The sequence below is a fragment of the Pseudomonas sp. FG-3G genome (assembly GCF_901007645.1).
GTDB lineage: Bacteria > Pseudomonadota > Gammaproteobacteria > Pseudomonadales > Pseudomonadaceae > Aquipseudomonas > Aquipseudomonas rhizophila.
The window spans coordinates 527,017-547,209 of the sequence record NZ_CAAKGZ010000020.1 but is presented as its reverse complement, the minus strand read 5'-3'; the positions used below and the strand labels follow the sequence as shown (position 1 = coordinate 547,209).

The window sequence follows — 20,193 nt, the reverse complement described above, 5'->3', positions numbered from 1 at the left end:
GGATATCAGCCGACCGTGCGCCCGTGATCAAGGATTTTGTGGCAGCAAAGCCTGCTCCCACAAAATCCCGCCCTGCACCCTGCTTTTACAGGCCTAGGACAACATCGTCCGCATCATGTCCTGCAGCACATCCAGGTCGAACGGTTTGCCCAGGATCGGCGCCTTGCGGGTGATGGGGCTGTCGGTGTCGCGCACTTCCTGGGCATAACCGCTGATAAAGATGACTTTCAGGTCGGGTCGCAACCGGACCGCCGGTTCAGCGATCTGCACGCCGGTGATACCCCCGGGCAGGCGGAAGTCGGTGATCATCATATCCAGGTGGGGCTTGCTGGCGAGGATCTCGAACGCCTGCTCACCGTTTTCGGCCTGCAGCACTCGATACCCCTCGCCCGACAGGTAGGCCGACAATACCATCAGGATCGACGGGTCATCCTCGACGATCAGTACAACGTCTTGCGCATCTTCACTCATGAGAAGCCTTTGTTCGATCAATAGCTGCTGATACGACCGTAGGGTCACTCAGAGGTTGCGTCTGTTCGACGGTTTTGGCCAGGACCGTTTTCTGCAAAGGCAGGCAGACGCGAAACAACGCCCCTTCATTGAGGCGGCTATTGACCGTAATAGTACCGCCATGGGCGGTCACAATCTGCTCGGAGATGAATAGCCCCAGGCCCAGACCGGATGCGACGGCTTTGGACGACACCCGCTCGAACTGCTGAAAGATGCGCTGCTGGTTTTCCTCGCTGATGCCGATACCGTGATCCTGGACTTCGACGCAAGCATGGTCAGGCGTTTTGTAGACGCGCACCTCGATCGGGCTTTTCCCGCCGTAGCGCAAGGCGTTGGTCAGCAGATTCGACACCACTTGTTCGATACGAAACTCATCCCATTGTCCCTCCACCGACGGCTCGGTCGAGCACGTCAATGTGCATTCGGCCGCCGCGATCTGCGGCTGGAAGTTGCGCAGCAGGTTTTCAACCAGTGTCGTCAGGTTGAAGCGGCTTGGCCGGATGGACAATTTGCCAGTACGAATCCGCGACACGTCGAGCATGTCCTCGATCAGCCGGATCAGGCTCTTGATCTGGCGCTCGTCGCGTTCAACCATCGCTTGCACCTTATCCAAGCTGAAGGCGGCGGCGTTGTCCCGGGCCAGGTGCATCTTGCGCAGTTGCGTCTCGAGAATCAGGCCGTTGAGAGGCGTACGGACCTCGTGGGCAACGATCGACATGAAGTCATCACGCATGCGAACCGCCTGTTCCAGCTCGCTGCGAGTAGCCTGCAACTGCTGCAACAAGGCCTCCTGCTCGCGGCGGCTCTCCTGCAATGCTATGACCTGCTCCTTCATCGCCTTTCTCTGGCGATACAGCTCGACGAACACATTGACCTTGCTTTTGACGGCGTGGTTGTCCAGCGGCTTGTGCAGGAAGTCCACCGCGCCACTTTCATAGCCGGTGAAGGCATAGTTGCGCTCACGGCCGGCGGCGCTGACAAAGATGATAGGAATGCTGCGGGTCTTCTCCGTGCCGCGCATCAGCTCGGCCAGTTCAAAGCCGTTCATTCCCGGCATCTGTACATCGATGATGGCCAGGGCAAAGTCGTGTTGCAGCAGCAAGGACAGCGCCTCATCGGCCGACAGCGCTTTGAAAACCTGGCGGCCGTCGAGTTTGATCAGCGCTTCCAGGGCCAACAGATTTTCTGGCAGATCGTCGACGATCAGCAGTTTGGCTTGAATATCTCTTGGCATGTGGTTCATTCCAGAGCGGCCAACAATTGGCCGATGCCTTGCAAAGTGAGGATATGGTCGGGCTCTTGCAGGGCAAGTGCTGCTTCGGGCATGGTCGAAACCTGGGCTTCGCCGGGGTCCTGGACCACCGTTATTCCACCCAGCTCCCGGACCTTGGCCAGGCCCTGGGCACCGTCGTTGTTGGCGCCGGTCAGCACTACCGCCAGCAGGTTCGGACCGAAGGCGTCGGCGGCGGATTCGAACAGCACATCTATCGACGGCCGCGAATGGTGCACCGGTTCCTCCAGGCTCAACGAAAGACTGCGGTCGGCCTCGACCGACAGGTGATAGCCGGGTGTGGCTACATACAAAGTGCCCGGTTGAATGTTCTGCTTGTCCTGAGCTTCCTGCACCGGTATCGCCAGACGATGGCCGAAGACCTGGGCCATCTGGCTGTCACGCTCATCGGGCAGATGCAACACGACCAGAATGGGGACGCCGAAGCCCTTTGGCAGTTGCCCGAAGACTTTGAGCAGCGCTTCGACGCCGCCGGCGGATGCACCGACGACAATGGCTTGAATGGGCGATCTGGATCTGTGCATCGTCTGGTTCATAACTTGCGATAGATCCGTTCCTGTTTGACCAACGGCTCGAATTGCTTGCCGAAAGACGAAAAATCCAGTGTTTCTTTGCTGCCCAGTACCAGGAAACCACGGTGACAGAGGGACTCATGGAACAATCCGAACGCGCGATCTTGCAGCTTTTTGTTAAAGTATATCAAGACGTTACGACATGAAATTAACTGAGTTTCTGAGAATACGCTATCAGTCGCCAAGCTGTGATCGGCAAAGGTCACGTTCTCGCGCAGGGTTTTGTCGAACATCGCGTAATCGTAGGCGGCGGTGTAGTAATCGGCAAATGATCGCCGCCCTCCCGCGCGCTGATAATTCTGGGTGTAGGCCCGTACGTTCTCGAGCGAAAAAATGCCCTGCTTGGCTTTTTCCAGGGAGCGCGGATTGATGTCGGTGGCATAAATCAGCGTACGGTCCAGCAGCCCTTCCTCGCGCAGCAGGATCGCCATGGAATAGACCTCCTCCCCGGTACTGCAACCGGCGATCCAGATCTTGATCGAAGGATAGGTCTTGAGCAGCGGCACCACTTCTTCGCGGATCGCCAGGAAATGCGACGGGTCGCGAAACATCTCACTGACAGGGATCGTCAACAGTTGCAGCAGTTGCATGAACATGCCCGGGTCGTGCAACACGCGCTCCTGCAGTGCCGAGATGGTCTTGCACTCGAACTGGCTCAGCGCGTGCTGGACCCGACGCTTGATGGAGGCGCCGGAATAGTCCCGAAAATCGTAGCTGTACTTGAGGTAGATCGCGTCGATCAACAAACGGATTTCAATGTCAGTGTTACGTTCCACTAAATTCTTTCCATATTCGGCAACCACACGCGAATCAGCGAGAACAGACGATCCAGGTCGATCGGCTTGGCCAGGTAATCGTTGGAACCGGCCGCCAGGCAGCGCTCCTGATCATCCTTCATGGCCTTGGCCGTCACGGCAATGATGGGCAGCTTGCGCCAGCGCGGGTCCTTGCGGATCAGCGCGGTGGCCTCGAAACCGTCCATCTCCGGCATCATCACATCCATCAGCACCAGGTCGATGTCGTCGACTTCATTCAGACGCTCGATCGCTTCATAGCCATTACGGCCGATGACGACGATCGCCCCCTTGGCCTCCAGGGCACTGGTCAGGGCGAAAATGTTGCGCACATCATCGTCCACCAGCAGCACTTTACGGCCCTCGAAAACCTTGTCGCGGCTGCGGGCGGTCCTGAGCATCCGCTGCCGTTCATGGGACAACCGGGATTCGACTTTGTGCAGAAAAAGTGTCACTTCGTCCAGCAACCGCTCCGGCGAACGGGCGCCCTTGATGATGATCGAGCGTGAATACTTGCGCAGTTCGGCTTCTTCATCGCGGGTCAGGTTGCGTCCGGTGTAGACGATCACGGGCGGGAATGAGCAGATATCTTCGGTGGACATGCGCTTGAGCAGGTCATTGCCCAGCATGTCAGGCAGCTTCAGGTCGATGATCATGCAGTCGTAGGCGTTGCTTCGCAGCAGGTCCAGGGCTTGCTGCGCCAGGCCGACAGCGGTGATCTCGATGTCATCGTCACCGATCAGCCGGGTGATGCTGTCGCGTTGCAAATCATCGTCCTCCACCAGCAGCACCCGCTTGACCTTCTGGGTCAGCTTGGCTTCCAGGCGGGCGAATACCTCCTTGAGTTCTTCGCGAGAGGTCGGCTTGACCGCATAGCCGACGGCGCCCATGTGCATCGCGGCTTCTACACGATCCTCGACGGAAATCACGTGTACCGGGATGTGCCGGGTTCCAGGTTGCTCCTTGAGCCGCTGCAACACCGTCAATCCGGAGTGATCCGGCAGGCGCATGTCCAGCAGGATTGCATCGGGGCTCAATTGCGAAGCCAGGTCGAAGCCTTCATCGGCACCTTGGGCCACCAGGCATTGGTAACCGAGTTCGTGGGCCAGGTCGAACAGGATCCGGGCAAAGCTGGGCTCGTCTTCGATCACCAGAATGCAGCGGGTGTTGAACGGTGCCTTGTCGCGGTCATCGGCGAAGGGGGCGACGGGCACATCGACCTGGGCGATCAGCGGAGCGCTGACGGGTTCAGGGGGCGCGGGTGGCGCCATTGTGGTGGTCGCAGTGAATATCCCCGGTTCTACCAGCGGCTCACCCGACTCGACATAGCGTTCTGGCAATACCAGCGTAAACACACTGCCCTGCCCCGGTTCGCTGGAGACAGAAATCGAGCCGCCGAGCAAGGTGGCCAGGTCACGGGAAATCGACAGGCCCAAACCGGTCCCACCGTACCGGCGATTCGTAGTGCCATCGGCCTGGCGGAAGGCTTCAAAGATGCTTTGTTGCTGATCGGCGGCGATGCCGATTCCTGAGTCCCGCACCATGAACGCGATGCCCGCCCCGGCCTGGCCGGCCACCGTCAGGCATACCGTGCCTTTCTCGGTGAACTTGATGGCGTTGGACAGCAGGTTCTTGAGTACCTGTTCCAGGCGCTGACGGTCGGTGTACAGCATGGCCGGGGCGTCGGGCAGCAGTTGCACCTCGAAGCTCAGGCCTTTATCCGTCGCCAGGGGCATGAACATGTCACGCAAGCCTTCCACCAGGCGCGTCACGCCGGTGTTCTCCGGACGCACTTCCAGTTTCCCGGCCTCGACCTTGGAAATGTCGAGAATGTCATTGATCAAGTTCAGCAGATCGTTACCGGCGGAATAGATCGACTCGGCAAATTTCACCTGTTCTTCGTTGAGGTTCTGCTGCGGATTCTCCGCCAGCAGCTTGGACAGGATCAGTGAGCTGTTGAGCGGTGTACGCAGTTCATGGGACATGTTCGCCAGGAACTCGGACTTGTATTTGCTCGAACGCTGCAACTCTTCGGCGCGTTCCTGCAACTGGATCTGCGCCAGGTTCAGCTCGCTGTTCTTCTGGTCCATGGCATCGCGTTGTTCAGCCAGTTGCTCGTTGGTCTGCTCCAGTTCCTGTTGTTGGGCTTCCAGATGCGCCTGGGACTCCTTGAGGATGCGTGACTGCTCTTCCAGCTCTTCGTTGGCGGTCCGGAGTTCTTCCTGCTGAACTTGCAGCTCTTCGTTTAGCTGCTGGGTTTCGGCGAGGACTTCCTGCAAACGCTGCCGGTAACGGGCCGCTTCGATGGAGGTGCCAATATTGCCGGCCACCAGTTCCAGCAGTTCGATATCGCGATCGGTCACAGGTCGCAGGAAGCCCAGTTCGACAACGCCGTTGATCCGGTCATCGTCACTGGTGGGCATGACCAGTACGCTGTTGGGCAACCCCTGGCCCAACCCCGAACTGACTTTCAGGTAGTCGTCGGGCACGTCATCCAGGCGGATGAGTCGCGCCTGTTGGACCGCCTGGCCAGCGATGCCTTCGCCGACAACGATCACCTGTTGCTGTTGCTCTTCGTCCTCTCGGGACATGCCGTAGGTGGCGACACGCCTGAGCAGGCCGCTTTCTTCCCGCGCATACAGTGCGGCCACGACAGCGCCCATGTATTGGGCACAGAACTGCAGGATGTTGCGTCCCAGCAGGTTCAACGTCAGTTGCCCCAGAACCTGCTCGGCCAGTAGCGTCTGGCCATTGCGCAGCCAGGCCTGTTTTTCCAGATGCAAAGCACTCTGCTGCTGGACCTTCAGGCTGGCGCTGTAATTGTTGGACAGCCCCAACAGATCCCGGCGCCCGACATAGGCCAGCAAGCCGCTGACGGCGGCCACGAACAACAGGTACAGAGCGATGCTCCAGAGGGTGGTGGTGCGCACCTGGTCGTTGCGTTCTGCGCGCAGCTGCTGCTCGGATTCGACGATATCCTCGTAGGTCTTGCGTATTTCATCGGTCAAGCGCTTGCCACGCCCGGCCTTCACCGCTCCCCGGTAATCGCCACTGCTGCGTTGCAGGTCGATCATGCTTTGCGCGTAGTTGGCCCACTCCACCTGGAGCGCTTGCACTTTATGCAGGCGGTCGGTCTGGATCGGGTTGTCGGCTGTCAATTCCAACAATGTCTCCAGGGCGACGGCGATACGCGGCTTGGCCACTTCATAAGGGTCGAGGAAATGCTCGTCGCCCGTCAGGAGGTAGCCGCGCATGCCGGTTTCCAGATCCACGCTCAGCTTGAGCGCTTCATTGGCATTATTGATCACCCGATCGGTATGCCCGACCCATTGGATCACCGACAGGAGATAGGTGATCAGCACAATGAAAAACACCGCGCTGAGGGCGCCCATGCCCAGTGGCAGGCTGATATTGCGGCTCAGGAGCTTGCGAAAACTTTGCTCGTCAACCGAAGACGAAGGAGTCATGGAATAAGCCTTGGTGGACAGTTGAAAACCGTGGAGTTTGCCGAAAAATACCGGTTGGATCCACATTCTGACGGGGCAAAGGCGCAAACTCCACGAAAAGCCTGAGGAAGCGACGATCCTTGTCAGCTCTTGTACTATAGATCCTTTCTTGTACAACCCAGGGAACTTGTGCCCCCTCGCTACTTACTCATGCATAAGGCCGTTTTTTGGCACACCTCCCCAACCCAATCCCCTGAGAATGTCTACCATGCACAACCCCGCTCCTGATACCCAGCCAACCATTCTGGTAGTCGAAGACGACGACATCGTACGTATGTTGATTGTCGACGTGCTGGAAGAGCTGGAATACCAGGTACTGGAAGCGGACGGCTGCGAACAGGCCTTGGCGTATCTGCGTAACGATGCGCAGCCCATCGCCCTGATGATGACCGATATCGGCCTGCCGGTGATGGACGGTCGCGAGCTGGCCAAGCAGGCCCGATCGGCTCGGCCTCAGCTACCCATTCTGTTTGCCAGCGGTTACGCCGAAAGCATCGATGTGCCGGAAGGCATGGCGGTGATTGGCAAGCCTTTTTCCATCGATCAGTTGCGCGACAAGGTCAACGGCATTCTTTCTTGAGCCTGACGCAATTGTTGGTCACTATCGGCGCCCCGCGCTGATAGCGCCCACGTCGATTCGTTCCAAGGAAGCACCCGCTCATGCGTCAACCCACCGCCACCAAGGTCCTGGTTATCGGCTATGTCTGGCCCGAGCCGCGTTCATCGGCTGCCAGCGGGCACGTCATGCAGATCCTCGAAGCCTTCCTTGGGCAAGGCTGGGACATCACCTTCAGCAGTCCCGCGGGCCCTGGCGAGAACCGTGCCGACCTGATCGCGCTGGGGATCGGCGAAGTGCCGATCGAGCTCAACAGCAGCAGTTTCGATACATTCATCGCTGAACTGGCCCCGGATATCGTGTTGTTCGACCAGTTCATGATGGAAGAACAGTTCGGCTGGCGGGTCGAGAAACACTGCCCCGGCGCCCTTCGGGTGCTGGAGACGTCCGATTTGCAAAGCCTGCGCCACGCCCGGCATCAGCGGCTCAAGGATCGGTTGAAGAAGGATGACGTTTCCCAGGATTTCAGCGATCTGTTTGCGCAGGACCTGCCTCAAGCGTTCGAGTTGATGGCCGGCACCGACCTGGCCAAGCGGGAAATCGCCGCCCTGTACCGGTGCGACCTGAGCCTGATGGTGTCCGAAGTCGAGATCGAGTTGCTGGTAGAGCACTTCAAACTGCCCCGCAACCTCTTGCATTGGTGCCCACTGATGCTGGACCTGCCGAGCGAAGCACGCGTGCCGTTCGCAGACCGGGCGCATTTCCTCAGCATCGGCAATTTCCGCCACGCGCCGAACTGGGACGCCGTGCTCTGGATGAAAAACGCCATTTGGCCATTGATCCGCCAACAGCTGCCTGATGCGCAACTGCACCTGTATGGCGCCTACACCCCGCCTAAGGCTGCGGCGCTGCACAACGCGGCCCAAGGGTTTCACATCATGAATTGGGCCGAGGATGCGCTGCAGGTCATGTCGGCGGCACGTGTCTGTCTGGCGCCGTTGCGTTTCGGTGCCGGCATCAAGGGCAAGCTGATCGATGCCATGCTGTGCGGCACACCCAATGTCACCACACCCATCGGCGCAGAAGCCATGCACGGTGAAATGCCCTGGCCCGGAGCGATTGCCCAAAGCGCCGAAGATATCGCCCACGCCGCTGTGCAGTTGTACCGCGAGCAGAGCCTTTGGACCCGCGCCCGGGATAACGGCCTGGCGCTGCTGGCGGACCGTTACCGCCGACAGGTCCACGCCCAGGCGCTGATCGATTGCCTCGAAGCCTGTCGCGCCGACCTTGAGCAACGGCGCCGGGATAACTTCACCGGCAGCATGTTGCGTCATCACCAGCACAAGAGCACTCAATACATGTCCCAGTGGATTGAGGAGAAGAACCGCAACAGTCAGGCCGGAAGCGTTACGGGGTAGCACCCGTGCGGCGAAGGGGGCATTATCCAGCGGCAATAACAATAAAAGCGCCAGGCCATGACCCGAACTGCAAGAGTCACCGACCCTTCCTATGAGCTGATGGACGACCATAACGGGCTGTCCATCATCTATCGCCAGCACGGTTTCCCGTGCCCGCTGGTGCGCTGGCATTTCCATAAGGAATACGAGTTGCACCTGATCGTCGCCAGCTCCGGCAAGGTATTCATCGGTGACTATATCGGCAACTTTTACCCGCAATCGCTGTTTCTCACCGGCCCCAACCTGCCCCACAACTGGATCAGCCAGGTCGCCGAGGACGAAGTGGTGCCCAAGCGTGACATGCTGGTGAATTTTACCGACGAGCTGTTCGAGAGCGGCCATCAGGTGTTTGCCGAGCTCAAGACCGTCGCGCCATTGCTGGAGCGCGCCCAGTACGGCATCGAATTTCGCTGCAAGCGCACTATCCGCCAGGCCATGATCCTGATGCAGCGCATCGCCGATTCCCAAGGCATGAGCCGCCTGGGGCATTTTTTCATCCTGATGGAGCTGCTGGCCGCAACCGATGACTATCAGTTGCTTTCCGGGGCCACTGCGGCGCAACCGGCGGACGAGCACAGCGTTGACCGTACCAACCGCGCGGTGGATTACATCTTTGCCCATTACGCACGGGAACTGTCCCTGGAAGAAGTGGCCGACCATCTGGGCATGAAACCGACGTACTTCAGCCGCGTCTTCAAACAAGCCACCGGCCGCTGTTTCATCGAGTTCGTCAATCGCCTGCGTATCAGCAAGTCCTGCGAGTTGTTGGCCGACGGCGACAAACCGGTGACGGACGTGTGTTTTGAATCGGGCTTCAACAACATATCCAACTTCAACCGGCGCTTTCAGCAGCTCAAGGGCATGACCCCTTCCCATTACCGGCGGCTGGCGGTGCAGCGGTTGACCGAACAGAACCAGGGCTGACAATCCCAGGTTATCCCTGTGGCGGGAATTTATGTGGGAGCAAAGCTTGCTCGATGCAGGCGCCTCGGTTCTCCGGAAGACCGCGTCATCCTCATCGCGGGCAAGCCTTGCTCCCACACAGCGGGGATAAATCCCCTCGCCACAGCTAACCCCTTCTCAGACCAAATCCCATCCAGTGCAAAAAAGTATCAGCGCAAGTGCGACGGATGATTTGTCTCGCCGGCGATTGAGGGCTGTAATCAGCGCACATTCTTCCCTTCATCCGGAAGACACAAAAACAATAACTGTCCTTCCGCAGCCCTTGGGCGCGGAAAAGGAGTGCGCGATGAAACCTTCGGTAAAAGCTCTGCTTGTCTCCACCTGCATGACCCTCAGCAGCGTCAGTTTCGGCGCACAGACCCTCACCATTGCCACCGTCAACAACAGCGACATGATCCGCATGCAAAAGCTCTCGAAGACCTTCGAGGCTGAGCACCCGGACATCAAGCTCAATTGGGTGGTGCTCGAAGAAAACGTCCTGCGCCAGCGCTTGACCACCGACATCGCCACCCAGGGCGGGCAGTTCGACGTGCTGACCATCGGCATGTACGAAGCCGCACTCTGGGGGGCCAAGGGTTGGCTGGAGCCGATGAAGGATTTGCCGGCCAGTTATGCCCTGGATGATATTTTTCCGTCCGTGCGTGAAGGCCTGTCGGTCAAGGGCACGCTCTACGCCCTGCCGTTCTATGCCGAAAGCTCGATCACCTACTACCGCACCGACCTGTTCAAGGACGCCGGGCTGACCATGCCCGAACACCCGACCTGGACCCAGATCGGTGAGTTCGCGGAAAAACTCACTGACAAGACCAAGGAGCAATATGGCCTGTGTCTGCGAGGCAAGGCTGGTTGGGGCGAAAACATGGCGCTGATCACGACCCTGGCCAACGGTTTTGGCGCGCGCTGGTTCGATGAGAAGTGGCAGCCGCAGTTCAATGGCCCCGAGTGGAAGAATGCCCTGAACTTCTACGTCGACAACATGAAGAAATCCGGCCCGCCGGGCGCTTCCAGCAACGGTTTCAACGAGAACCTGGCGCTGTTCAACAGCGGCAAATGTGCAATCTGGGTCGATGCCAGCGTCGCCGGTTCGTTCGTCACCGATAAGACCCAAAGCAAAGTGGCCGATCACGTCGGATTCACCTTCGCCCCCCATGAAACGACTGACAAAGGCACCTCGTGGATGTACTCCTGGTCGCTGGCCATCCCCGCCAGTTCCAAAGCCAAGGAAGCGGCCAAGGTCTTTACCATGTGGGCGACGTCCAAGGAATACAGCCAATTGGTCGCCAAGACCGATGGCGTTGCCAACGTACCGCCAGGCACACGTACCTCGACCTATAGCGACGACTACATGAAGGCCGCGCCGTTTGCCAAGGTGACCCTGGAGTCGTTGAAAGTCGCTGACCCGAAAGCCCCCACTCTCAAGCCTGTGCCCTATATCGGTATCCAGTTGGTGACCATTCCTGAGTTCCAGGCCATCGGCACCCAGGTCGGCAAGTTCTTTTCGGGCGCGTTGACCGGCCAGCAGACCGTGGACCAGGCGTTGACCGCAGCGCAGTCCACCACGGAACGCGAGATGAAACGCGCAGGTTATCCCAAGTAACCCCGACGTCAATGTGGGAGCGAGCCTGCTCGCGATGAGGCCGGCACATTCAACATCTATGTTGCCTGACCCTGCGCTATCGCGAGCAGGCTCGCTCCCACAATGGATTTTTGTAGGCCCGCACAAATCGGTTCAATGCCATGAATAGTTCAACGACAACCGCCAAAGCACACAGCGAGATTGCCCCACCGGTTCGCAAAAACCGCTTGGCCAATCCAGGCTGGTTTCTGGTCAGCCCCTCGGTGGGGTTGCTGCTGCTGTGGATGATCGTGCCACTGGGCATGACCGTCTACTTCTCGCTGATCCGCTACAACCTGCTTTACCCCGGCGAGAACGAATTTGTCGGGCTGGAGAATTTCACTTACTTCCTGACCGATTCGGGCTTCGTCCCCGGGGCGACCAACACTCTGCTGCTGGTGGGCAGCGTGTTGCTGATCAGCATCGTGTTCGGGGTGTTGATCAGTGCGCTGCTGGAGGCCAGCGAGTTTTTCGGCCGGGGCATCGTGCGGGTATTGCTGATTTCACCGTTCTTCATCATGCCCACGGTGGGCGCGCTGATCTGGAAGAACCTGATTTTCCACCCGGTCTCGGGAATTCTCGCCTCGGTGTGGAAACTGTTCGGCGCACAGCCGGTGGACTGGTTGGCCCACTACCCGCTGCTGTCGATCATCATCATTGTGTCCTGGCAATGGTTGCCCTTCGCGATCCTGATCCTGATGACGGCCATGCAGTCCCTCGATCAGGAACAGAAAGAAGCCGCCCGCCTGGATGGCGCGGGGCCCATCGCGATTTTCTGGCATCTGACTCTGCCCCATCTGGCGCGCCCGATTGCGGTGGTGCTGATGATTGAAACCATTTTCCTGCTGTCGGTGTTCGCCGAGATTTTCACCACCACCAACGGCGGCCCCGGCTATGCCTCGACCAACCTCGCCTACCTGATCTACAACCAGGCGCTGGTGCAGTTCGACGTCGGCATGGCTTCGGCCGGCGGCTTGATTGCCGTGGTGATTGCCAATATCGCCGCCATCATCCTGGTCCGGATGATCGGCAAAAACCTCACCGACAAGAACTGAGGCCGCAGCCATGACACTTCAACAATCCCGTCGCCTGCAAAGCCTGCTGCTGGGTACGCTGGCCTGGGCCATCGCGATCCTGATCTTCTTCCCGATCTTCTGGATGGTGCTGACCAGCTTCAAGACCGAAATCGACGCGTTCGCCACGCCGCCGCAGTTCATCTTCACGCCGACGCTGGAGAACTACCTGCACATCAACGAGCGCAGCAACTACTTCAGCTTCGCCTGGAACTCGGTGGTGATTTCCTTCAGCGCCACCGCCCTTTGCCTGCTGATTGCGGTGCCGGCGGCCTACTCCATGGCGTTCTATGAAACCCAGCGCACCAAGGGCACGTTGCTGTGGATGCTCTCCACCAAAATGTTGCCACCGGTGGGCGTGCTGATGCCGATCTACCTGCTGGCCAAGAGCTTTGGCCTGCTGGACACGCGGACTGCGTTGATCATCATCTACACGCTGATCAACCTGCCGATCGTGGTCTGGATGATTTACACCTACTTCAAGGACATTCCCCGCGACATCCTTGAAGCCGCGCGTCTGGATGGCGCCACGCTGTGGCAGGAAATGGTTCGCGTCCTGTTGCCCATCGCCAAGGGTGGCCTGGCCTCCACCGTACTGCTGTCGCTGATCCTGTGCTGGAACGAGGCGTTCTGGTCGCTGAACCTCACCTCGTCCAAAGCCGCGCCGCTGACGGCTCTGATCGCGTCCTACTCCAGCCCCGAAGGCTTGTTCTGGGCCAAGTTGTCGGCCGTCTCGACCCTGGCCTGCGCACCGATCCTGATTTTCGGCTGGATCAGCCAGAAACAGCTGGTACGCGGTTTGTCCTTCGGCGCCGTGAAATAACGCGCCTTACACCATTATCAGAAGTGGAGGCCCATCATCATGGCCAACCTGAAAATCAAGAATCTGCAAAAAGGCTTCGAAGGTTTCTCCATCATCAAGGGCATCGACCTTGAAGTGAACGACCGTGAGTTCGTGGTCTTTGTCGGCCCGTCGGGTTGTGGCAAGTCCACGCTGCTGCGGTTGATCGCCGGCCTGGAAGAAGTCAGCGACGGCACCATCGAACTGGACGGCCGGGACATCACCGAAGTCAGTCCGGCCAAGCGCGACCTGGCGATGGTGTTCCAGACCTACGCGCTTTACCCGCACATGAGTGTGCGCAAGAACATGTCCTTCGCCCTGGACCTGGCCGGCGTGCCCAAGGCCGAGGTCGAGAAAAAGGTCAACGAAGCGGCGCGCATCCTCGAATTGGGGCCGATGCTTGAACGCAAGCCCAAGCAGTTGTCCGGCGGCCAGCGCCAGCGTGTGGCGATTGGCCGGGCCATCGTGCGCAACCCGAAGATTTTCCTGTTCGACGAGCCGCTGTCCAACCTCGACGCCGCCCTGCGCGTGCAGATGCGCCTGGAGCTGGCGCGCCTGCACAAGGAGCTGCAGGCAACGATGATCTACGTCACCCACGATCAGGTCGAAGCCATGACCCTGGCCGACAAGGTGGTGGTGCTCAACAGCGGGCGCGTCGAACAGATCGGCTCGCCGCTGGAGCTGTATCACCAGCCGGCCAACCTGTTTGTTGCCGGGTTCCTCGGTACGCCAAAAATGGGCTTTCTCAAAGGCAAAGTCACACGGCTGGAGAACCAGGGTTGTGAGGTCCTGCTGGACGCCGGCACCCGGATCAGCCTGCCCCTGAGTGGGGCCAGCCTGAGCGTCGGCGGCGCGGTGACCCTGGGGATTCGCCCGGAGCATTTGAACCTGGCACAACCGGGCGATTGCACGCTGCAAGTCACCGCCGATGTCAGCGAACGTCTGGGCAGCGACACCTTCTGTCACGTCGTCACCGCCTCGGGTGAAGCCTTGACCATGCGCGTGCGCGGCGACCTGGCGAGCCGTTTCGGTGAGCAACTGAACCTGCACCTGGATGCTGAACACTGCCACTTATTCGATGCCGAGGGCGTGGCGGTCACCCGTGCGCTGCGCATCGCCGCCTGATTACCGAGATTTGTGATGAAACTCAATCGACAGAACCTGCACAACCTCAGCCCTGAGGTCGCCCTGCCCGCTTATTCCTTGAGCGAGATCAGCCAGGGCATCGCCCACATCGGCGTCGGCGGCTTCCACCGCGCGCACCAGGCTTACTACACCGATGCGCTGATGAACACCGGCACCGACCTGGACTGGGCCATCTGCGGCGTGGGCTTGCGGGCCGAAGATCGCCGCGCCCGGGATGACCTGGCCAGCCAGGACTACCTGTTTACCCTGTACGAGCTGGGGGACACCGACGACACCGAAATCCGGGTGATCGGAGCCATCAATGACATGCTGCTGGCCGAAGACGGCGCCCAGGCCCTGATCGACAAACTGGCCGACCCGCAAATCCGCATCGTCTCGCTGACCATCACCGAGGGCGGCTATTGCATCGACGACAGTAACGGCGAGTTCATGGCCCACCTGCCGCAGATCCAGCACGATCTGGCCCATCCTGACGAGCCGAAAACCGTCTTCGGTTTCCTTTGCGCAGCCTTGGCCAAGCGCCGGGCCGCCGGCACCCCGGCGTTCACCCTGATGTCCTGCGATAACCTGCCGCACAACGGTGCCGTGACCCGCAAGGCGCTGCTGGCATTCGCCGCGTTGCGCGACGCCGAGCTGGGCCAATGGATCGATCGCCACGTGAGCTTCCCCAACGCCATGGTTGACCGCATCACGCCCATGACCAGCGTCGCCCACCGGCTGCAACTGCATGACGAGCATGGGGTCGACGATGCCTGGCCGGTGGTCTGCGAGCCTTTCGTGCAGTGGGTCCTGGAAGACAAATTCGTCAACGGTCGCCCGGCCTGGGAAAAGGTCGGCGTGCAGTTCACCGATGACGTCTCGCCCTATGAAGAAATGAAAATCAAGTTGCTCAACGGCAGTCACCTGGCGCTGACCTACCTGGGTTTTCTCAAGGGTTATCGCTTCGTCCACGAAACCATGAACGACCCGCTGTTCGTGCGTTACATGCGTGCCTACATGGACCTGGACGTGACCCCGCAACTGGCACCCGTGCCAGGGATCGACCTGACCGACTACAAGAACACGCTGGTGGAGCGTTTTTCCAACCAGGCAATTGCCGACCAGTTGGAGCGGGTGTGCTCGGACGGCTCGTCGAAGTTTCCCAAATTCACCGTGCCGACGATCAACCGCTTGATTGCCGACGGCGGCCAAACCCGTCGCGCGGCGCTGGTGGTGGCGGCCTGGGCCGTGTACCTGAAGGGCGTGGATGAGAACGGCGTGACGTATTCGATCCCGGACCCGCGGGCGGCGTTCTGCCAGGCGCTGGTGGCCGACGATGCGTTGGTGACCCAGCGCCTGCTGGAGGTCGAAGAGATTTTCGGTACGGCCATTCCCCACTCGCCCGAGTTCGTGGCAGCCTTCGAGTGGTGCTGCAACAGCTTGCGCGAACACGGGGTCACGCGGACGCTTGAGCGAGTGTTGGCTGACGCGGACTAAACTGCGCACGCAATCCGCTTCTGTGGCGAGGGAGCTTGCTCCCGCTGGGCTGCGCAGCAGCCCCTTGGATCGGCCTGAGACACCCAGTTGTCAGGTTGATGGGGCCGCTTCGCGCCCCAGCGGGAGCAAGCTCCCTCGCCACGGGGTTTGTGTTTACCGGCCGATGACTTCTTGCAGATATCGATCTGACTCACCCAAGGATTTTTATGGCAAACCAACAACTGTTCCTGGGCATCGACTGCGGCACCCAGGGCACCAAGGCACTGATCCTGGATACGCTCAGCGGCCAGGTGCTCGGCCAGGGTGCCGCTGCCCACAGCATGATCAGCGGCGCCAACGGTCGCCGTGAACAAGACACCCAGCAATGGCTCGATGCATTCACCCAGGCGACTCACCAAGCCCTGGCCGCCGCCGGGGTCGATGGCCAGGCGATCCTCGGCATCGGCGTGTCCGGCCAGCAACACGGCTTGGTGCTGCTTGACGACCAGGGCCAGGTCTTGCGCCCGGCCAAGCTGTGGTGCGACACCGAGACGACGCCGGAGAACGATCGGCTTTTGGCCTACCTGGGGGGTGAAGACGGCAGCCTCGCACGCCTCGGCGTGGTGATCGCGCCGGGCTACACGGTTTCCAAACTGCTCTGGACGCGGGAGCAGCATCCCCAGGTTTTCGAACGCATCGCCAGCGTCCTGCTGCCCCACGACTTTCTCAATCACTGGCTCACCGGCCGCCATTGCAGCGAATACGGCGACGCCTCGGGCACCGGCTATTTCAACGTACGCACCCGTCAATGGGACGCGCGGTTGCTGGAGCACATCGATCCCAGCGGCCGGCTGCAATCGGCTTTGCCGGAGCTGATCGAGGCCCATCAGCCGGTCGGGCGGATCCTGCCGGCCGTTGCCGCGCACCTGGGCATCAATCCTGATGCGCTGGTGGCCAGCGGGGGTGGCGACAACATGATGGGCGCTATCGGCACCGGCAACATCCAGCCCGGTGTGATCACCATGAGCCTGGGCTCCTCCGGCACGGTCTACGCCTATGCCGCAGAACCTGCAGTCAGTCCGCAGCCGTCGGTGGCAACCTTCTGCTCATCCAGCGGCGGCTGGCTGCCGCTGATCTGCACCATGAACCTGACCAACGCCACCGGAGCCATGCGCGAGCTGCTGGAGCTGGACATCGACGCCTTCAACGCCTTGGTGGCAAGGGCCCCGATAGGCGCCGAAGGCGTGTGCATGCTGCCGTTTCTCAACGGCGAGCGAGTTCCCGCCCTGCCCCATGCCACCGGCAGCCTTTTCGGGCTGACCACCACCAACCTGACCCGGGCCAATCTGTGCCGGGCGGTGGTCGAAGGCACCACCTTCGGTTTGCGCTATGGCCTGGACCTGCTGCGCGCCAACGGGCTCGAGGCCCAGAGCATCCGCTTGATCGGCGGGGGCTCGAAAAGCCCGGTTTGGCGGCAGATCGTCGCCGACATCATGGATACCACGGTCATTTGCACTGAACAGAGTGAAGCGGCCGCCCTGGGTGCGGCGATTCAGGCGGCGTGGTGCCATTCAGGCTCGCAGCAAAGCCTGGCCGATCTGTGCGAGCGCTGTGTCAAGCTCGACCCGGCCAGTGAAACCCGGCCCATTACCGAGCAGGTCGCAGCATCGCAAAAATCTTATGTCCACTATCAAGAATGTATCGCAACCCTTTGAGATAAAAGACCTATGTATTTGGTATGTGGTGAAGCACTGTTTGATTTTTTCAGCGAAAACGAGATGGGCGGTCCGGCGTCGCAGGTCAACTTCAAAGCCATCGCCGGCGGCTCGCCGTTCAACGTGGCAGTCGGGTTGCGACGCCTGGGCGTGGAATCGGCACTGTTTGGCGGGCTGTCCACGGACTACCTGGGCCGACGCTTGCATCAGGTCCTGGCTGCCGAAGGTGTCAGCACCGAATACGCACTGGACTTCGACGCGCCTACGACCCTGGCAATGGTGGCGGTCGGCGCCAACGGTTCGCCCCACTATAGCTTTCGCGGTGAAGGGTGCGCGGACCGGCAACTAGGCCTGGACCACCTACCGGTGCTCGGTGAGCACGTACGGGGGCTGCATGTCGGCTCTTTCTCTCTTGTGGTGCAGCCGATTGCCGACACCCTACTGGCCTTGGTGCGACGCGAGAGCGGTAAACGCCTGGTCAGCTTGGATCCGAACGTGCGACTCAACCCGCAACCGGACATCGAACTGTGGCGCTCGCGAATCGCAACGCTGGTCGAATATGCCGATTTGATCAAAGTCAGCGACGAAGACCTGAGTCTTCTTTATCCCGACCAACCGCCACAGACCATCATCGAGCGTTGGATGGAGCACCGTTGCCAATTGGTGTTCCTTACCCGTGGCAGTCAAGGCGCGACGGTATTCAGCCGCCAGCACGGTTCCTGGTCAATGCCGGCATGTTCGGTGCAGATCGCCGATACCGTGGGCGCAGGGGACACCTTCCAGGCGGCGTTGATTACCTGGCTGACCGAGCACCAACTGGATTCGGTGGAAGGCCTGCATACCCTGACCCGGGAGCAGGTGAGCGAGATGCTTGCTTTTGCCATGCGCGCTGCTGCGCTGACGTGCGGCCGGACCGGACCGGATCTGCCTTACCGGCAACAATTGGATTGAGCTGTTTGGGAAAAAGCACGGCACCGGGTTCGGACAATGACCGAACCCGGACGTGATTCCTGGGAAGACAAGGCCGTGATCAGCGCCCGGTCATGCGGTGTTGCTGATGGAAGTGATTACCGGTGTGGTGATTTTGGTCGAGTTCGGAGCGCAACTCGGCGATCAGGTCGTTGATTGCCCGGCAGCCATTGAGTTTATTGGCATCGATATCAGTTTTGACCAAGGCCACACGATCGGTTTCATGATCGTCATAGATCTTGATTGTCATCGACAAATCAGGTGACAAGGTGCATTGCGAGCGCTTGGGCAGCAAGCTGCTTTCAATGATATTTCGCATTTCGAGGGCAGATAAAAACATGGCGACTCTCTCCTGTTGAGGCGGCCAATTTATGTTCACGACGGCGGTATTTTCGTCCGTTCTTCCCTGCGGACTGGGACTACGAATGCCGTGCCGTTCGTTCGTTCTTGGCGTTTTCTAATTAATGAGCCCGTGCAGCGACTCCCTAATCATCCCGCAAAAAATATGCCTGCTTTAAAGAAAATCCCGATTGATCCAAATCAACTACTTAGCGTCCAGGCCTGTGAGAGCGTGCGTGCAGATTGCAAGGAAGCGGGATTTTCCTCATGCAAACTGCAATCGCCAGTGATCCTGTCGCAAGCTAGATTAGACCCTATTGCGCAGGGGTGAGTGGGCACCCGTCGGCTGCTTCGAAAAAAGTGTGACGTCGCGTAAAAAACGTCAAATGGCTTCGGCGCCAGCCCGCTCTGCCACATGGCGCAGGCTATCGAAGTTGATATTCGCGCCGGAATCGATTGCCACCAGTGTTTGGCCTCGCGCGCCGGTTTGGGCGACGTACTGCTTGATGCCGGCGACCGCCAAGGCGCCCGAGGGCTCGGTTATCGACCGGGTATCGTCATAGATGTCTCGGATGGCTGCGCACAATTGGTCGTCAGTGACGGTGATCACGTCATCAACGCAGAAACGGCAGATGTCGAAGCCGTAGGCCCCTATTTGTGCGACAGCCACGCCATCGGCGAAGGTTCCCACACTTGCCAGACTGACCCGTTCACCGACTGTCAGCGCCGCCTGGAGACAGGCGGAATGTTGTGACTCCACCCCGACGATGCGAACCTCCGGGCGCAGGTACTTGACGTAGGCCGCGACCCCGGCAATCAGCCCCCCGCCACCGACCGGGACAAAAATCGCGTCCAGGCTGCCTGGCTGCTGACGCAGGATTTCCATGGCGACGGTGCCCTGCCCGGCGATCACGTCCGGATCATCGAAGGGCGAAACGAACTCTCGTCCGGTCTGTCGGGCCAGCTCCAGTGCGTATTCCAAGGCAAAGGGAAAGCTCTCCCCGTGCAGCACTGCTTCGGCGCCCCGGTTGCGCACGCCCAGCACCTTGAGCTGCGGTGTGGTGAGTGGCATGACGATGCTGGCCGATATGCCCAGCTCTCGCGCGGCCAGCGCCACGCCCTGGGCATGATTGCCCGCTGAAGCGGTGATGACACCGCGAGCCCGTTGCTCGGCGGTCAGTTGCACCAGTTTGTTGTAGGCGCCACGGATCTTGAAAGAAAAAGTCGGCTGCAGGTCTTCACGCTTGAGCAGGATCCGGTTGCCCAAGGCTTCGGACAGTCCGGTGGCCGCTTGCAACGGCGTGCGCACGGCCAGTTCGTACACCGGCGCGGCCAGGATCTTCTTGACGTAATGTTCTAGCAGGGCTTGCTCGGGGCGGGTGGTAGGCATG

Annotated in this window: 17 protein-coding genes; 10 read left to right on the top strand and 7 right to left on the bottom strand. The window is 60.0% G+C overall.

Annotated features, from left to right (window positions below):
- Window positions 1-93: 93 nt before the first annotated feature.
- The 5 genes from PSEUDOMOFG3G_RS12160 to PSEUDOMOFG3G_RS12140 are packed head-to-tail and all read right to left on the bottom strand — an operon-like array spanning window position 94 to window position 6,634.
- Window positions 94-471, bottom strand: coding sequence for a response regulator (locus PSEUDOMOFG3G_RS12160; protein ID WP_047229102.1), 378 nt, complete (start codon window positions 469-471; stop codon window positions 94-96).
- Entirely contained in the window at window positions 464-1,744 is a 1,281-nt protein-coding gene (locus PSEUDOMOFG3G_RS12155) for a hybrid sensor histidine kinase/response regulator (protein ID WP_047229103.1), read from the bottom strand. The genes PSEUDOMOFG3G_RS12160 and PSEUDOMOFG3G_RS12155 overlap by 8 nt, the downstream gene beginning before the upstream one ends.
- A 5-nt stretch (window positions 1,745-1,749) precedes the next feature.
- A complete protein-coding gene (locus tag PSEUDOMOFG3G_RS12150) occupies window positions 1,750-2,337 on the bottom strand; it encodes a chemotaxis protein CheB (protein WP_047229104.1) in 588 nt (195 codons plus the stop codon).
- Window positions 2,334-3,149: a protein-glutamate O-methyltransferase CheR gene (locus tag PSEUDOMOFG3G_RS12145; protein ID WP_047229105.1), complete on the bottom strand. Its 816-nt coding sequence runs from the start codon at window positions 3,147-3,149 to the stop codon at window positions 2,334-2,336. Before PSEUDOMOFG3G_RS12145 ends, PSEUDOMOFG3G_RS12150 begins: the two co-directional genes overlap by 4 nt.
- Window positions 3,149-6,634 carry a response regulator gene (locus tag PSEUDOMOFG3G_RS12140; RefSeq protein ID WP_139050048.1) on the bottom strand — a complete coding sequence of 1,162 codons (3,486 nt, stop codon included), beginning with the start codon at window positions 6,632-6,634 and terminating at the stop codon, window positions 3,149-3,151. Before PSEUDOMOFG3G_RS12140 ends, PSEUDOMOFG3G_RS12145 begins: the two co-directional genes overlap by 1 nt.
- A 247-nt stretch (window positions 6,635-6,881) precedes the next feature.
- On the opposite strand from PSEUDOMOFG3G_RS12140, the gene PSEUDOMOFG3G_RS12135 reads away from it, so the two are divergent.
- The 10 genes from PSEUDOMOFG3G_RS12135 to PSEUDOMOFG3G_RS12090 all read left to right on the top strand — a co-directional run bounded on the left by PSEUDOMOFG3G_RS12135 (window position 6,882) and on the right by PSEUDOMOFG3G_RS12090 (window position 18,445).
- Window positions 6,882-7,253, top strand: coding sequence for a response regulator (locus tag PSEUDOMOFG3G_RS12135; protein WP_373685073.1), 372 nt, complete (start codon window positions 6,882-6,884; stop codon window positions 7,251-7,253).
- Between the two features lie 80 nt (window positions 7,254-7,333).
- A complete protein-coding gene (locus tag PSEUDOMOFG3G_RS12130; protein ID WP_047229107.1) occupies window positions 7,334-8,647 on the top strand; it encodes a glycosyltransferase in 1,314 nt (437 codons plus the stop codon).
- 57 nt (window positions 8,648-8,704) lie between these two features.
- Entirely contained in the window at window positions 8,705-9,610 is a 906-nt protein-coding gene (locus PSEUDOMOFG3G_RS12125; protein ID WP_047229108.1) for an AraC family transcriptional regulator, read from the top strand.
- Window positions 9,611-9,935: 325 nt separating this feature from the next.
- Entirely contained in the window at window positions 9,936-11,246 is a 1,311-nt protein-coding gene (locus tag PSEUDOMOFG3G_RS12120) for a sugar ABC transporter substrate-binding protein (protein ID WP_047229109.1), read from the top strand.
- 140 nt (window positions 11,247-11,386) lie between these two features.
- Window positions 11,387-12,319: a carbohydrate ABC transporter permease gene (locus PSEUDOMOFG3G_RS12115; RefSeq protein ID WP_139050046.1), complete on the top strand. Its 933-nt coding sequence runs from the start codon at window positions 11,387-11,389 to the stop codon at window positions 12,317-12,319.
- 10 nt (window positions 12,320-12,329) lie between these two features.
- Entirely contained in the window at window positions 12,330-13,160 is an 831-nt protein-coding gene (locus tag PSEUDOMOFG3G_RS12110) for a carbohydrate ABC transporter permease (RefSeq protein WP_047229111.1), read from the top strand.
- 39 nt (window positions 13,161-13,199) lie between these two features.
- Window positions 13,200-14,303: an ABC transporter ATP-binding protein gene (locus PSEUDOMOFG3G_RS12105; protein ID WP_047229112.1), complete on the top strand. Its 1,104-nt coding sequence runs from the start codon at window positions 13,200-13,202 to the stop codon at window positions 14,301-14,303.
- A gap of 15 nt (window positions 14,304-14,318) precedes the next feature.
- Window positions 14,319-15,800: a mannitol dehydrogenase family protein gene (locus PSEUDOMOFG3G_RS12100; RefSeq protein ID WP_139050045.1), complete on the top strand. Its 1,482-nt coding sequence runs from the start codon at window positions 14,319-14,321 to the stop codon at window positions 15,798-15,800.
- 206 nt (window positions 15,801-16,006) lie between these two features.
- Window positions 16,007-17,494, top strand: coding sequence for a xylulokinase (xylB, locus tag PSEUDOMOFG3G_RS12095; protein ID WP_139050044.1), 1,488 nt, complete (start codon window positions 16,007-16,009; stop codon window positions 17,492-17,494).
- 12 nt (window positions 17,495-17,506) lie between these two features.
- Window positions 17,507-18,445: a carbohydrate kinase gene (locus PSEUDOMOFG3G_RS12090; RefSeq protein WP_047229115.1), complete on the top strand. Its 939-nt coding sequence runs from the start codon at window positions 17,507-17,509 to the stop codon at window positions 18,443-18,445.
- A gap of 79 nt (window positions 18,446-18,524) precedes the next feature.
- Here PSEUDOMOFG3G_RS12090 and PSEUDOMOFG3G_RS12085 read toward each other — a convergent pair whose 3' ends face one another.
- The gene (locus tag PSEUDOMOFG3G_RS12085; protein WP_139050043.1) at window positions 18,525-18,803 is read right to left on the bottom strand and encodes a DUF1652 domain-containing protein; all 279 of its coding nucleotides are present in this window, start codon (window positions 18,801-18,803) and stop codon (window positions 18,525-18,527) included.
- A gap of 381 nt (window positions 18,804-19,184) precedes the next feature.
- Entirely contained in the window at window positions 19,185-20,192 is a 1,008-nt protein-coding gene (ilvA, locus tag PSEUDOMOFG3G_RS12080) for a threonine ammonia-lyase, biosynthetic (protein ID WP_139050042.1), read from the bottom strand.
- Window position 20,193 lies beyond the last annotated feature (1 nt).

Coding starts and splice junctions, on each gene's coding strand:
- PSEUDOMOFG3G_RS12160 (WP_047229102.1), bottom strand. CDS start 471: ATGAGTGAAGATGCGCAAGACGTTGTACTGATCGTCGAGGATGACCCG.
- PSEUDOMOFG3G_RS12155 (WP_047229103.1), bottom strand. CDS start 1,744: ATGCCAAGAGATATTCAAGCCAAACTGCTGATCGTCGACGATCTGCCA.
- PSEUDOMOFG3G_RS12150 (WP_047229104.1), bottom strand. CDS start 2,337: ATGAACCAGACGATGCACAGATCCAGATCGCCCATTCAAGCCATTGTC.
- PSEUDOMOFG3G_RS12140 (WP_139050048.1), bottom strand. CDS start 6,634: ATGACTCCTTCGTCTTCGGTTGACGAGCAAAGTTTTCGCAAGCTCCTG.
- PSEUDOMOFG3G_RS12135 (WP_373685073.1), top strand. CDS start 6,882: ATGCACAACCCCGCTCCTGATACCCAGCCAACCATTCTGGTAGTCGAA.
- PSEUDOMOFG3G_RS12130 (WP_047229107.1), top strand. CDS start 7,334: ATGCGTCAACCCACCGCCACCAAGGTCCTGGTTATCGGCTATGTCTGG.
- PSEUDOMOFG3G_RS12125 (WP_047229108.1), top strand. CDS start 8,705: ATGACCCGAACTGCAAGAGTCACCGACCCTTCCTATGAGCTGATGGAC.
- PSEUDOMOFG3G_RS12120 (WP_047229109.1), top strand. CDS start 9,936: ATGAAACCTTCGGTAAAAGCTCTGCTTGTCTCCACCTGCATGACCCTC.
- PSEUDOMOFG3G_RS12115 (WP_139050046.1), top strand. CDS start 11,387: ATGAATAGTTCAACGACAACCGCCAAAGCACACAGCGAGATTGCCCCA.
- PSEUDOMOFG3G_RS12110 (WP_047229111.1), top strand. CDS start 12,330: ATGACACTTCAACAATCCCGTCGCCTGCAAAGCCTGCTGCTGGGTACG.
- PSEUDOMOFG3G_RS12105 (WP_047229112.1), top strand. CDS start 13,200: ATGGCCAACCTGAAAATCAAGAATCTGCAAAAAGGCTTCGAAGGTTTC.
- PSEUDOMOFG3G_RS12100 (WP_139050045.1), top strand. CDS start 14,319: ATGAAACTCAATCGACAGAACCTGCACAACCTCAGCCCTGAGGTCGCC.
- xylB (WP_139050044.1), top strand. CDS start 16,007: ATGGCAAACCAACAACTGTTCCTGGGCATCGACTGCGGCACCCAGGGC.
- PSEUDOMOFG3G_RS12090 (WP_047229115.1), top strand. CDS start 17,507: ATGTATTTGGTATGTGGTGAAGCACTGTTTGATTTTTTCAGCGAAAAC.
- PSEUDOMOFG3G_RS12085 (WP_139050043.1), bottom strand. CDS start 18,803: ATGTTTTTATCTGCCCTCGAAATGCGAAATATCATTGAAAGCAGCTTG.
- ilvA (WP_139050042.1), bottom strand. CDS start 20,192: ATGCCTACCACCCGCCCCGAGCAAGCCCTGCTAGAACATTACGTCAAG.